The following is a 12,099-nucleotide window of genomic DNA, read 5'->3' as shown; positions in this document are numbered from 1 at the left end:
ACAACCTGTCCCGCATGTATGTAGACATCAGATGTCCCATATGTGTGTGGACTCAACAGAGGCCAGGACCTCCGAAAGGACTCACGAGCCGCGGAGCGGCCTATAGCGCACGAAGAGTTGCGTCACGACGTTCGCACCGACCAGCGCAATGTCGACGTCGCGGAGACTGTTTGCGGCGATACGCCGAATGTGGTCGAGCGAGACGTCGGGCTCGGCGACGACGGTGATCCGGAGTGTCCGCCGACCTCGATCGACAATTGCACGGGCAGAGGCAGATTGGATCGCTGGATGCTGGGCGATCATCGTTGCGACGGCATTGCCGACCTGCCCCGTACTCACCGTCAGTGTGCCGAGTTCGTCGGTACCGTCGACCTCGACCGACCCGAGCCGGTGTCGCCGCAGGTTTGCCAGCAGCAACCACACGCCGAGGATCAGCGCGCCGACCGCAACTCCGGCGATGACCCAGTCCCACCAAACCTGTTGCGGAGCAAGCTGGTACCAGCGTCTGTCGGCGTGGGCGAAGACGTCGCGGGCAATCTCGACGCCGCCTCGCCACAGCAGTAGCAGCGTGCCCAGCACAAGCAGAGCAAGTGCGACGACGAGTAACACCGCTCTATCGATACCGACGATCAGGCGGTTCATCGGCGCTGCGAGTTGTCGATGGCGACAAGCACTTTCGGAGCCTCGGCCAGTTCGGTGAAGGACTTGGTCACCGCTGTCTGCACCGCTCCCGTGATAGTGGCTGGATCGCGTCCGTCGGTGACGATCTCGACCTTGGCTGTCCGTCTGCCGACCGTTGTCTGCGCGCGGCGGACGCCGTCGACATGCGTTGCGGCCGAGGTGGACAGTCTCGCGACGTCGGTGGGGCGCAACCACATCGGCAAGGGTCCGGCAGTCCGAAAGTGTGTGCGTGCGCGCGGTTTGGCAGCGACGAACAACAGGCCGATGCCGACGACCACCGCAGCGATCGAGGCGGGCAGCATCCAGCCTTCCCAGGTGATTCGGCTGAGCCACTCGAAGCTGTTGCGGATCCAGGGAGCTTCGTCGACGACGTCGCGTTCGATGAAGAACTCGCGCCCGGCGACCACGCTGATGGCGATGAGCAATCCGGACACGATGATGGCGAACGGCGCGGCGAGTGGTCGTGCGAGCGGTTCACGCGGACCTTTGGTATCGGCACCTGTGGTGGTCATTCGGTGGCACCTGCCGCGAGTGGGGGCGGCAGTTCGGCGACGATCTCGGTGTCGATGTTCGCGACCACGTCGGCGACGGCGACGTCGACGCGAGAGGGGTGCCGCCCGGTGAGGCGGACGACCTCGGTGACGACGCGATCTCGGACCTGCCCGCAGACCGCCGCGATGGGACTCGGCCATTCGACTGCGATGTCGACGCGAATGTTGGGGTGCTCGGACGCCATGTCGACGACGGCGCGTGGCAGGTCACGACCGGTGAGATTGCCGAGTCGAGTATTGCTCCTGATCACGCCGGGTATTTCGAGTGCGGAGATTTCGACTATCCGCATCGCTGCGCGATTTTTGATCGTGAGCGTGCCGCGTTGGCCGGGGTCGTCGGCCTGGCTACCCGAGGCCTCGGTCGCGGACAATCCGTGGTCAGCCACGACCTCGGCCCCGGAGCAGCGCGCTGAGGTCGATCGTGCCGTCGCTGTGGGCGCCGATGACCAGCCCGATGGCGCCGAGCACGAGCGCGAAGAGGAACCCGCCGAAGCCGCCGACGATCCCGGCGATGGCGAGCAGTAGGCCTGCGAAAAGTCCGAGTACCGCGTGAGTCATCGAAGCGCGCCTTCCACAGCGGTACGGGTGTCGCACTCGATCGTGGCGGCCACTACTGCACTCTCGGTTTCGTGGTCTCGATCGACTCGACGATGTCGTCGTCACCCTCGAAGTAGACGTCGTGCACCGTGATGTTGACCTCGGTGACCTCGAGTCCCGTCATACGTTCGACCGCGGCGATCACGTTGCGCCGAATGGCTGCGGCGAGTTCGTGGATGGCCGTGCCGTAGTAGGCGACGATGCCGATGTCGACCGCGGTCTGTCGCTCACCGACCTCGACCGAGACGCCTTGCGAGAGATTGGTTCTGGCGCTGGGAATCGATTCGCGTAAGCGGCCGACGACTCGTGCCGCGCCGCCGCCGACGTCGTGCACTCCGCTGATCTCGCGGGTCGCGATTCCGACGATCTTCGCTACGACCATGTCGGCGATGACGGTGCGACCCTGCGGGTCGGGGACGTTCGCCGCTGCCTGGTCGACGGTGGTCAATCGATTGAGTACGGGATCGGTCATCGCACGCCTCGCTGTTGATAGTCGAATACTGCCGAACGGAGATTCGTTTCGAGTTGCACAATCGGATCGTGCCACGAGCATTCAACGCTCGAGGCCCGACTGTGGTTCCTTCTGCGGAATCCCCGTGTCGGGATCGAGCTAAACCGAAAAGCTCGCGCAACCAGCAGCTACGTGAACGGGCAGCCGTTGCCCGACTTCACCCGCGTGACGAAGTTGGGGCGGATATCGAGATTCGGCGGGTCGTAGTACCGGTGGAACGTGGGCGTGAGTCCGGACGACATCGGCGGGTTGACCCAGGACCAGTCCGTCGGGCATTCCCTGCCCGCTTTGGCTTCGCGTTCGACGTGGTCGATGAACTGTTTGGCGACGGTGTGATGGTCGACCATGTAGACGCCGGCAATCCGGTAGCTGTGGATGATCGCGCGGTTGAGCTCGACGAGGGCACGGTCGCGCCAGAGCGTGCGGTCCGAGCTGGTGTCCAGTTCCAGCCTGCGGGCGATCTCCGGCAGCATGTTGTAGCGGTTCTCGTCGCTGAAGTTCCGTGCGCCGACCTCGGTGTTGACGTACCAGCCGCTGAACGGTGCCAGCGGGTAGGTGATGCCGCCGACCTCGAAGTCCATGTTGGACACTGCCGGCACCGCGTGCCATTTCAGGGCGAGTTCCTCGAACCAGGGGTAGTCGGGGTGCACGATCGGTACCTCGAGGACTAGTTCGGGAGGCACGTCGAACCAGCGCAGCGGTTCGTCGGGTGTGCTGATCAAGATCGGGAGTACGTCGAACCGCGTGCCGGTGCCACGCCAGCCCATCCGCGTGACCATTTCGGTGATGTCGACGTGAGCGGGATCGCCTGTCACCGTGCCGTCGATGTTGCGATAGCCGGCATAGCGGATGAGCTGCGGACTGACGATTCGGTACTCGCGTCCGTCGGGCAGCGGCGGCGGGCCGACGGTGATGACCGATTGCAGGGCGCCGCCGTTGGTGGCGAGGCGAAGGTGTTGCCAGCAGGCTTCCGCAATGGCTTCGGGCGTGACGGCAGCGCGCGCATCGATCAGCTTCAGTGTTCGCCAGTGTTTGCGGCCGACGCAGCGCGCGTGGTTTCGCCACGCAAGTTTGGCGCCGACGAGGATTTCCTCGGCGCTCTGCTCGTAGCGTCCGGTGCTTTCGAAGGTGGCGAGAACGTTGAGTCGTCGGCTCGTCGGCAGGTGTGACAGCTCGGGCAGATTGTAGAAGTCGATGCATTCGCGCAATTGTCTGCGGCGGTCGTGCTCGACGGCGTCGGTTCGCATTTCGGTGCCCTGGGCCTCGGATAACGGTAGTTCGAGCTGTTTAACTCCGAAGGAAGTCGGCATGATAAAAATACTCCCTTTAATGCGTTGCTAACTATTTGCTATAGCAGGCCCCGGGCTCGAGGCTAACCGAGGGTACCGCAATGAGAGGATTCCGCTGCTAGAAAATCTCGCATACACTTGCGCCCTGAACCGATCGGCACATGCCGCGGGGCTGCGCGACTCGCTATCACCTGCGCGAGGGAGCGTTCGAGTGCGGAACGGGGTTAATACAGCATGGATTCGAGAACGATCTCGCTGGTCAGGACGACCTTCAAGGCGGTAGCCGCCAGCGAAGACGGTCCTGAGAAGCTGACGAAGTCCTTCTATGCTGTCTTGTTCACCGACAACCCGGGCGTGCGGGATTTCTTTCCCGCGGCAATGGATACCCAACGTGATCGCCTTGTAAAGGCCCTTGCCTACGTGGTCGACCGTCTCGAAGACCCAGGCAACCTGCTGCCTTTCCTTGCGCAACTCGGCAGGGACCATCGCAAGTACGGAATCGACGATTCGCACTACCGCGCCGTCGGCAATTCGTTGATCAAGGCGCTCCGCAACTTCGCGGGCACCGAAATGTGGACCGAAGAGGTCGACAAAGCGTGGACCGAAGCGATCGGCGTCATTGCCGCGACGATGATCGGTGCGGCCGCGTCGGAGAGCAACCCGCCGGTGTGGGGCGGAACGGTCGTCGAGCACAGGGAAATTCTGCGTAACTTGGCTGTCGTCCGGCTACAACTCAGCGAACCCATGTACTACGCCGCTGGTCAGTATTTGAGCGTGCAGATTCCGTCGCGTCCCCGGATGTGGCGCTACCTGTCACCTGCGAATCCTGCCAACGAGCAGGGCGAGATCGAGTTCCATGTTCGTGGTGTTTCGGGTGGTTGGGTCAGCCCGTCGATCGTCGGCCACGTCAACGTCGGCGATCAGTGGCTCGTCGGATCGCCACTCGGATCGCTCGGTGTCCCGCCGCACCCGACACAGGACATGTTGATGGTCGGCTGCGGTACCGGCATCGCACCACTGCGAGCGCAGGTCATGGAAATGGCGTCGCGACGCAACAACCCGCGGGTCCATGTCGTCGTCGGCGGTCATCACCCCTGCGACCTCTACGACTACGCGACGCTATGGCGCCTGTCGCAGACCAACCCCTGGCTGACGGTCACGGCGGTCACCGAGAACAACGACAATCCGTGGTGGTATTACGGCGGATCGCAGGCCGACCTCGCGGGCATGGATAGTCCACTCGTCGGACAGATCGGCAAGGTCGTCGCGAGCATGGGGTCGTGGGCCGACCGCGACATTCAGATCGCCGGCTCCCCGTCGATGGTCCAGACCACGAAGTTCCGGATGATGGCCGCGGGTACACCGACCGCGAACATTCGGCACGATCCGCTGTACTGAACAAAGCGGTACTGAACAAAGCGGTACCGATCAGCCGCGAAACCCGGTCACCACGGGTCGTAGCGGATGTTCTCCATCGGTGTGCCCGATTCGGTCAGTCGATCGATCGTCGCCCGCGTCATGGCAGGGGATCCGCACACGAACACCTGGTGGTCGGCGAATTCGCCGTGAGCGCTGACGACATCGCCGAGCGTTCCTTGCAGAACTTCGTCCACGGTGAAGCCGATGTCGGACTTCGTATGCTCGTACCACTCGTCTTTCCACGGCGGATCGAACAGCTCCTCGACGACGGGAACCACGGTCAGCCACGGCAGGTCGGCGGCGAGTAGCGACAGCATGTCGGAGGCGTACAGGTCCCGTGGGCTGCGGCCACCGATGAAGAGATAGACGCGCGGCGGATCGGTGCGCCGGGCGACATCGAGTAGCAACGATCGAAACGGCGCCAAACCGGTCCCGCCCGCAATCATGACCACATCGCGGCCGGTGTCGTCGATGCGAAGCCGCCCCGCCGGTTCGGTGATCTCCCAGACGTCACCCGGTGTCGTCTCGGCGACGGTCGTGCCGCTCACCCACCCCGCGGGCACCGTGCGTACGTGAAACTCGAGCTTGCCGTCCAACGACGGTGGTAACGCCGGTGACAACCGCCTCGTGACGCGTGGATGCTGTGGGACTCGCACCGAAACATATTGTCCTGCAACGAAAGGGACGACATCACCGATCAATCGGACGACGGCTAGGTCGTGCCGGAGGCGGTGATGTTCGACGACGGTTGACTTCCACACCCGGCCAAGTATGCCGGTCTCAGACCGGGTCGTGCTGGATGCGAGAAGCGGGTGTCCCTGCATCGAGAAGAGCTCGGACCGTCGACGAGATCATCGTCGGCGAGCCGGCGACCTGGATCTGCCGGTCCGACCACGAGCCGAAGCTCGCGACGATGGACCCGATCTCGCCGGTCAGCCGTTGATGCATACCGAAGGGCGGCTCGATCGTCGGGCCGGTGTGCCACCACGGGTCGGTGTCGAATTCGGAGATCGGTACGACGGTCAACCACGGGTTGCTCAGCGAGATCTGCCACAGCGTCCCGAGGTCGTAGAGATCGCACGGGAAGCGGCCACCGACGAACAGGTGCACGCGGGGGTTGATGCCCCGGGTTGTCATCTCCATGATCTGTGCGCGCAGTGGCGCGATCCCCGTGCCGGACCCGATCATCAGAACGTCTGCGCCGCTGGTCAGGTCGACGCGCAACCCGCCGAGCGGTGCGGCCATCGTCCACCGGTCCCCGACCTGGGTCTCGTTGACCATCGACGGACTGACCCAGCCGCCCGACACCTTGCGGACGTGAAATTCGAGTTCGCCGTAGTCGTTAGCGGGTATTGCGGGGGAGAGGTAGCGCCACATCCTCGGCCGTTGCGGCGTTCGGACCGGAAGGTATTGCCCCGTGTCGTACGGGACGGGGACGTCGGCTTGGAGTCGGACGACGGCCAGATCGTCGAGGATCTTGCGATGTTCGACGACGGTCGCCTCCCAATGCGACGGCAGGTCGTCGGAGTCCGCGCCGTTTGCCATCGAGGTGACGATGAGGTCGATCACGTCGAGCCACGCTTCGTCGATCGAGTTCGTCCAGAACGCGGGCCCGGTGTACGCGCGCAGCGCCGAATGCAGAGCGCGGCCTGCGAGGGGATAGTGGTCGCCTTCGACGCCGTACTTGCGGTGATCACGGCCGAGCTGTTCGAGAAAGCCGACAGCGCGTTCGGTGTCGTCGAGAATGTCGAGCAGGTACGAGATCGCCGAGACCAGGCGCTCGCGCTGCATGTCCATCGCGGCCGGAAACAGCTGGCGGAGAATGGGATTCTCACCGAAGAGGAATCCGTAGAAGCTGTTGGTGAGGCGATCGCTGCCGTTGGTCGTCTCGGTGACCGAGCGAAAGTTGGACCGCACCTGTGCGATCGCTCGCAGGTTCACTTAGCCGACCTCCTTCCGGAGCCTCTCGGGTGTGGAAGGTACCGACACACATTATCCACACTTCGTGTGCCGTCCCGAGAACACGCTGGCGGTGGCCGCGTCAGTAGCGCTCAGACGGTGAGCAGCGCTGCTTCGGCTGCACCGAACATGGTCTTCTTGATGGCGCCGAGGGTCCCAGAGTCCTTGCCGACGAGGGGCGTCGCGATCTCGATTGCGGCTCCGACAAGCGCGTCTTCGGTCGCTACGCGGTCGACCAGGGCTGCGGCCAGCGCGTCTTCGCCGCCGTAGCGTCGACCTGTCGTCATCGATGCGACGGCGGTCTGGGGAGTGGTCTTCGCCTGAATCAGTGCGGCCATGCCCGTCGTGAACGGGATGCGGATGTCGACCTCGGGAAAGCAGAAGAAGCCGCGGTCGGACCGCATGACGCGGAAGTCGTGGGCCATGGCGAGCATCGAGCCTGCGCCGAAAGCGTGACCGTTGACGGCGGCGACGGTTGGAACGGCAAGGGTGAGCACACGGGCGAGAACCTTCTGCACCTCGCCGACGTATTCGCCCATCTTCTCGCCGTTGGCGAGCAGCCAGTCCAGGTCGAGGCCGTTGGAGTAGAACTTGCCGCTACCCGTGGTGATCAGCGCGGTCGGCTTGCCGGCGAGGACGGTGTCGAGGGCGGCGTTGGCCGAGTCGAGCCATTCGAGCGAGAAGCGATTCTCGGTGTCGCCGAGGTTCAGGACGGCGATGTTGTCGCGGTACTCGAGTGTTGCCACCATGGCTGTGCTCCCGTTCTGTCTAGAATTCCGACTCTAGAATATGTATTCTAAGAATGTCAACGCCGAGCAGCCGGGAGGAAGTATGGCTCGTGTCACCCACTCGACCGACCACCTTCTCGACTGCGCGCGCGACGTTCTGCTTGCCCGAGGCGCTCGCGCGACGACCGTATCGGCGATCGCAGAACAGGCGGGAGCTCCGACGGGTTCGATCTATCACCGCTTCAAATCGGTCGACGAGATGCTCGCACGCGCTTGGCTACGCGCTGTCCGCGGCACGCAGTCGGTGCGACCCGACGGCACGGTCGATGCGGTCTCGATCGCACTCGCGAACTACGACCACTGTCTCGCAAACCCGCGAGATGTTCTGCTGCTGGACACCTTTCGGCTCCGCGATGTTGCCAACCTGAGCCTGGACGACGACCTGCGCGACGAGATAGCACGCGCGAATGCGGACAGTGTGCGGCTACTGCGTGCGCTCGGCGCCGACCTCCTCGGCGGCACAGGCGCGACCGACGTCGATCTGCTGACCCTCGCCGTCGTCGATCTGCCGTTCGCGTTCGCGCAGCGCTACCTGCGCGACGGTGACGTGCCTTCGCGAGCTCGGCGCGACCGACTTCCCGCCGCGGTCAGGGCTGTGTTGGATTGAGCTTGTTATACCGTCGGACGGTGCTGAACGAGGCCGCCGCGTCCAGGTCACCGTCGCTTCGAACGGCATTTCTCGACCACTTGCGACCGCCGCACGCCGCGCCGTTTTCGGTCGGTTCGTGCGCTGTCGTCGTGGGCGAGGACGAAGCGGACCGCCTGCGAGCGGATGTGGTCGACATCGTCGCTGCTGCCCCGCGGCAGGATCAGTATCAACCGACATTCGATCTGCTCTACCGGTTGTTCGACTCTCGCGCGGTGTGCGTATTCACCCGCCCGCAGGCCTCGGCGATCGGGACTCCGCAAGCGGCCATGCGCCAGTTCGCACACTCACGCGCACTGACCGACGCTCTGGCGGCAGACGGGGTGGACCTGATCGTGACGTCGGGACCTGTTGCGGGTACACCCTGGCTGCCTGCCGACGTCGTGACGGAGCCGCTGCTCCGCCTGCCCGACGCGGTCGGGTGGGCTTTTCAGGTCGACCTGAGCCAGCCTGAGCGCAAACCTCTGCTCGGTCGGCTGGTCGACCGAATGCGGGTGATCGACGTCGGTGCAACCGCCACAGGGATGCCGGACCGATGACTGGCTTCTCGCCCGGACTGCTGCAGACCCTTTGCCTGCTCCCGGTTGGTATCGGGGTGCGGATCGTCGGACTCGTCGTCGGTTTCGGCCTCGTCGCGATGTTCAAGCAGACCCGTGTGCGTCGTTCGGCGATGGCCGTCGGCGACGCCGTCAGCAACGTCTCGATGCTTCTTGCACTGCTACCGGTGCTAGCGGTTCCGGCCGGCCTGGTTCTCGGCGGTTACCGCGTGCTCTTTACCGAAGGTGCCGGCACAGGGCTGTTGCTCGGCTCGCTCGTCAATGCCGTACTCCTTGTGCCGTATCTGTTCGTTGTTCTGTTCAGTGGTGACCGGGCGCCAAGCGATACTGCGTGAGCAGCAAATCCTGTGGGATCTCGCTCGGATTCCGAGAGGTATCACCCACTCTTGCCAGGTTCCCGCAATCTTTCTAAAGTTGAGCGGAATAGACTCAACCTTGTGTGGGTTGTGATCTATGACAGGCTGCGGACCACCGTGGTCGTGTAGACCTGTCCACAGAACTAGTAGTCCTATATGTAGACAGAGGTGACCAGTGGACTCGTTCAATCCCACCACCAAGACCCAGGCGGCCCTGACGGCCGCATTGCAGTCGGCGTCGTCCGCCGGCAATCCCGACATCAGGCCCGCGCATCTGCTGGTTGCGTTGTTGGATCAGACGGACGGCATCGCCGCCCCGCTGTTGAAGGCTGTCGGTGTCGATCCGGCCGCCGTTCGGCGCGAGGCGCAGGTCGCCGTCGACCGGATGCCACGTGCGACCGGTGCGACGACAACGCCGCAACTCGGCCGCGAGTCGCTCGCCGCGATCACGGCCGCTCAACATCTGGCGACCGAGCTCGACGACGAATATGTCTCGACCGAGCATCTCCTCGTCGGCCTCGCTTCGGGCGATTCCGACGTCGCGAAACTGCTTGTCGCTCATGGGGCGACACCCGTTGCGCTGCGCGATGCCTTCACATCGGTGCGCGGTAGTGCCCGCGTCACCAGCCCCGACCCGGAGAGCACGTACCAGGCTCTCGAGAAGTACTCGACCGACCTCACCGCACTTGCCAGGACCGGCAAGCTCGACCCGGTGATCGGACGCGACAACGAGATTCGTCGTGTCGTTCAGGTGCTTTCGCGTCGTACCAAGAACAATCCGGTCCTGATCGGCGAGCCCGGCGTCGGTAAGACGGCGATCGTCGAAGGCCTCGCCCAGCGCATCATTGCGGGCGACGTGCCGGAATCGTTGCGCGGCAAGACCCTTGTCTCGCTCGACCTCGGTTCGATGGTGGCCGGTGCGAAGTACCGCGGTGAGTTCGAGGAACGGCTCAAGGCCGTCCTCGACGACATCAAGAACTCCGCTGGTCAGATCATCACTTTCATCGACGAGCTCCACACGATCGTCGGTGCCGGTGCGACAGGCGAATCCGCCATGGACGCAGGCAACATGATCAAGCCGATGCTTGCCCGTGGTGAGCTGCGGATGGTCGGCGCGACGACGCTCGAGGAGTACCGCAAGTACATCGAGAAGGACGCTGCGCTCGAGCGTCGGTTCCAGCAGGTGTTCGTCGGGGAGCCGAGTGTCGAGGACACGATCGGCATTCTGCGTGGACTCAAGGAGCGGTACGAGGTGCACCATGGTGTGCGCATCACCGACTCCTCGCTGGTCGCCGCTGCGACGCTGAGCGACCGCTACATCACGTCGAGGTTCCTGCCGGACAAGGCGATCGACCTCGTCGACGAGGCCGCGTCGCGCCTGCGGATGGAGATCGATTCGCGTCCCGTCGAGATCGACGAGGTCGAGCGAAGCGTGCGTCGGTTGGAGATCGAGGAGGTCGCACTCGCGAAGGAGACCGACGATGCGTCCAAGCAGCGGCTGACGAAACTTCGTCAGGAGCTTGCGGATTCGCAGGAAAAGCTCAATCAGCTCAGCACCCGCTGGCAGAACGAGAAGAACGCGATCGACGTGATCCGCGATCTCAAGGAACAGCTCGAGACGCTGCGCGGTGAGTCCGAGCGGGCCGAGCGTGACGGTGACTACGGCAAGGCAGCGGAGCTGCGCTACGGCCGAATCCCGGCGTTGGAGAAGGAACTTGCCGCGAAGACGGCGACCACTCCGACCAAAGAGCAGGTGATGCTCAAGGAGGAGGTCGGGCCGGACGACGTCGCCGATGTGGTTGCGGCATGGACCGGCATTCCCGCGGGTCGGCTGCTCGAAGGCGAAACCGCGAAACTGCTGCGTATGGAAGACGAACTCGGCAAGCGTGTCGTCGGGCAAGCCGAAGCGGTGCAAGCTGTTTCGGATGCGGTGCGGCGCGCGCGGGCAGGCGTTGCTGATCCGAACCGACCGACGGGGTCGTTCCTGTTCCTCGGTCCGACCGGTGTAGGCAAGACCGAACTGGCAAAAGCGTTGGCGGGCTTCCTGTTCGACGACGAACGCGCCATGGTCCGGATCGACATGAGCGAGTACAGCGAAAAGCATTCCGTAGCAAGGCTTGTCGGCTCGCCCCCCGGATACGTCGGCTACGACCAGGGTGGTCAGCTGACCGAGGCGGTGCGTCGACGCCCGTACACGGTCGTCCTGTTCGACGAGGTCGAGAAGGCGCACCCGGACGTGTTCGACATCCTGCTCGCCGTTCTCGACGAGGGTCGGCTCACCGATGGCCAAGGTCGGACGGTGGACTTCCGCAACACGATCCTCATCCTGACGTCGAACCTAGGCGCAGGTGGCGACAAGGATCAGGTGATGACGGCGGTCCGGTCGGCGTTCAAGCCGGAGTTCATCAACCGGCTCGACGACGTCGTGATCTTCCACCCACTCACCGAGGAGCAGTTGGAAGACATCGTCGACATCCAGCTTGTGCAGCTGCAGAAGCGGTTGGCGGCTCGTCGACTCACCCTCGACGTCTCACCGGCCGCGAGGATGTGGCTTGCTGTACGCGGCTACGACGCCGTCTACGGTGCACGTCCGTTGCGTCGGCTGATGCAGCAGGCGATCGGGGATCAGCTCGCGAAGCGGTTGCTTGCAGGCGACATTCACGACGGTGACACGGTGCCGGTCGGTGTCGTCGAAGATGGCAGTGCTCTGGACGTCGGGAAGTAACTTCCTGGCCTACGCTGGTG

14 protein-coding genes are annotated in these 12,099 nt (G+C 64.0%); 5 read left to right on the top strand and 9 right to left on the bottom strand.

The features are described from left to right. Window positions 1-81: 81 nt before the first annotated feature. The 6 genes from ACHIRB_RS24430 to ACHIRB_RS24405 all read right to left on the bottom strand — a co-directional run bounded on the left by ACHIRB_RS24430 (window position 82) and on the right by ACHIRB_RS24405 (window position 3,587). Entirely contained in the window at window positions 82-642 is a 561-nt protein-coding gene (locus tag ACHIRB_RS24430) for an Asp23/Gls24 family envelope stress response protein (protein ID WP_395126073.1), read from the bottom strand. Next, the gene (locus tag ACHIRB_RS24425; protein ID WP_199704239.1) at window positions 639-1,193 is read right to left on the bottom strand and encodes a DUF6286 domain-containing protein; all 555 of its coding nucleotides are present in this window, start codon (window positions 1,191-1,193) and stop codon (window positions 639-641) included. Before ACHIRB_RS24425 ends, ACHIRB_RS24430 begins: the two co-directional genes overlap by 4 nt. Beyond that, window positions 1,190-1,618, bottom strand: a complete 429-nt coding sequence (locus tag ACHIRB_RS24420) for an Asp23/Gls24 family envelope stress response protein (protein ID WP_395118555.1) — start codon at window positions 1,616-1,618, stop codon at window positions 1,190-1,192. Before ACHIRB_RS24420 ends, ACHIRB_RS24425 begins: the two co-directional genes overlap by 4 nt. Beyond that, window positions 1,611-1,790: a DUF2273 domain-containing protein gene (locus ACHIRB_RS24415; RefSeq protein ID WP_199704241.1), complete on the bottom strand. Its 180-nt coding sequence runs from the start codon at window positions 1,788-1,790 to the stop codon at window positions 1,611-1,613. Before ACHIRB_RS24415 ends, ACHIRB_RS24420 begins: the two co-directional genes overlap by 8 nt. Before the next feature lie 52 nt (window positions 1,791-1,842). Then, entirely contained in the window at window positions 1,843-2,301 is a 459-nt protein-coding gene (locus tag ACHIRB_RS24410; protein WP_395126074.1) for an Asp23/Gls24 family envelope stress response protein, read from the bottom strand. Window positions 2,302-2,468: 167 nt separating this feature from the next. Beyond that, on the bottom strand, window positions 2,469-3,587 hold the full coding sequence (locus ACHIRB_RS24405) for a nitric oxide synthase oxygenase (RefSeq protein ID WP_395118565.1): 1,119 nt from the start codon (window positions 3,585-3,587) through the stop codon (window positions 2,469-2,471). Window positions 3,588-3,863: 276 nt separating this feature from the next. On the opposite strand from ACHIRB_RS24405, the gene ACHIRB_RS24400 reads away from it, so the two are divergent. After that, window positions 3,864-5,027, top strand: coding sequence for a globin domain-containing protein (locus ACHIRB_RS24400; RefSeq protein ID WP_395118551.1), 1,164 nt, complete (start codon window positions 3,864-3,866; stop codon window positions 5,025-5,027). 47 nt (window positions 5,028-5,074) lie between these two features. Here ACHIRB_RS24400 and ACHIRB_RS24395 read toward each other — a convergent pair whose 3' ends face one another. The 3 genes from ACHIRB_RS24395 to ACHIRB_RS24385 form a co-directional block, all read right to left on the bottom strand. Then, window positions 5,075-5,821: an FAD-binding oxidoreductase gene (locus tag ACHIRB_RS24395; RefSeq protein WP_395126091.1), complete on the bottom strand. Its 747-nt coding sequence runs from the start codon at window positions 5,819-5,821 to the stop codon at window positions 5,075-5,077. Between the two features lie 7 nt (window positions 5,822-5,828). Further along, entirely contained in the window at window positions 5,829-6,989 is a 1,161-nt protein-coding gene (locus tag ACHIRB_RS24390) for an FAD-binding oxidoreductase (RefSeq protein ID WP_395118549.1), read from the bottom strand. Between the two features lie 110 nt (window positions 6,990-7,099). After that, complete coding sequence (locus ACHIRB_RS24385; RefSeq protein WP_395126075.1) at window positions 7,100-7,756, bottom strand: enoyl-CoA hydratase-related protein; 657 nt, start codon at window positions 7,754-7,756, stop codon at window positions 7,100-7,102. A gap of 82 nt (window positions 7,757-7,838) precedes the next feature. Here ACHIRB_RS24385 and ACHIRB_RS24380 point away from each other — a divergent pair, with 82 nt between their 5' ends. The 4 genes from ACHIRB_RS24380 (at window position 7,839) to clpB (ending at window position 12,079) form a co-directional block, all read left to right on the top strand. Beyond that, on the top strand, window positions 7,839-8,402 hold the full coding sequence (locus tag ACHIRB_RS24380) for a TetR/AcrR family transcriptional regulator (protein WP_395118545.1): 564 nt from the start codon (window positions 7,839-7,841) through the stop codon (window positions 8,400-8,402). A 20-nt stretch (window positions 8,403-8,422) separates the two neighbouring features. Beyond that, complete coding sequence (locus tag ACHIRB_RS24375; RefSeq protein ID WP_395118543.1) at window positions 8,423-8,980, top strand: hypothetical protein; 558 nt, start codon at window positions 8,423-8,425, stop codon at window positions 8,978-8,980. Then, window positions 8,977-9,333, top strand: coding sequence for a hypothetical protein (locus ACHIRB_RS24370; protein ID WP_395118541.1), 357 nt, complete (start codon window positions 8,977-8,979; stop codon window positions 9,331-9,333). The genes ACHIRB_RS24375 and ACHIRB_RS24370 overlap by 4 nt, the downstream gene beginning before the upstream one ends. A gap of 196 nt (window positions 9,334-9,529) precedes the next feature. Next, window positions 9,530-12,079 carry an ATP-dependent chaperone ClpB gene (clpB, locus tag ACHIRB_RS24365; RefSeq protein ID WP_395118539.1) on the top strand — a complete coding sequence of 850 codons (2,550 nt, stop codon included), beginning with the start codon at window positions 9,530-9,532 and terminating at the stop codon, window positions 12,077-12,079. Window positions 12,080-12,099: the final 20 nt, after the last annotated feature.

Origin of the sequence: Antrihabitans spumae (genome assembly GCF_043944905.1) — a bacterium.
Lineage (GTDB): Bacteria > Actinomycetota > Actinomycetes > Mycobacteriales > Mycobacteriaceae > Antrihabitans > Antrihabitans spumae.
This window is presented reverse-complemented; position numbering and strand designations above follow the sequence as displayed.

Bases quoted from the DNA above. Each gene is read 5' to 3' on its own strand.
- ACHIRB_RS24380 (WP_395118545.1), top strand. From the start codon at position 7,839: ATGGCTCGTGTCACCCACTCGACCGACCACCTTCTCGACTGCGCGCGC.
- ACHIRB_RS24415 (WP_199704241.1), bottom strand. From the start codon at position 1,790: ATGACTCACGCGGTACTCGGACTTTTCGCAGGCCTACTGCTCGCCATC.
- ACHIRB_RS24385 (WP_395126075.1), bottom strand. From the start codon at position 7,756: ATGGTGGCAACACTCGAGTACCGCGACAACATCGCCGTCCTGAACCTC.
- ACHIRB_RS24425 (WP_199704239.1), bottom strand. From the start codon at position 1,193: ATGACCACCACAGGTGCCGATACCAAAGGTCCGCGTGAACCGCTCGCA.
- ACHIRB_RS24370 (WP_395118541.1), top strand. From the start codon at position 8,977: ATGACTGGCTTCTCGCCCGGACTGCTGCAGACCCTTTGCCTGCTCCCG.
- ACHIRB_RS24405 (WP_395118565.1), bottom strand. From the start codon at position 3,587: ATGCGAACCGACGCCGTCGAGCACGACCGCCGCAGACAATTGCGCGAA.
- ACHIRB_RS24430 (WP_395126073.1), bottom strand. From the start codon at position 642: ATGAACCGCCTGATCGTCGGTATCGATAGAGCGGTGTTACTCGTCGTC.
- ACHIRB_RS24400 (WP_395118551.1), top strand. From the start codon at position 3,864: ATGGATTCGAGAACGATCTCGCTGGTCAGGACGACCTTCAAGGCGGTA.
- ACHIRB_RS24410 (WP_395126074.1), bottom strand. From the start codon at position 2,301: ATGACCGATCCCGTACTCAATCGATTGACCACCGTCGACCAGGCAGCG.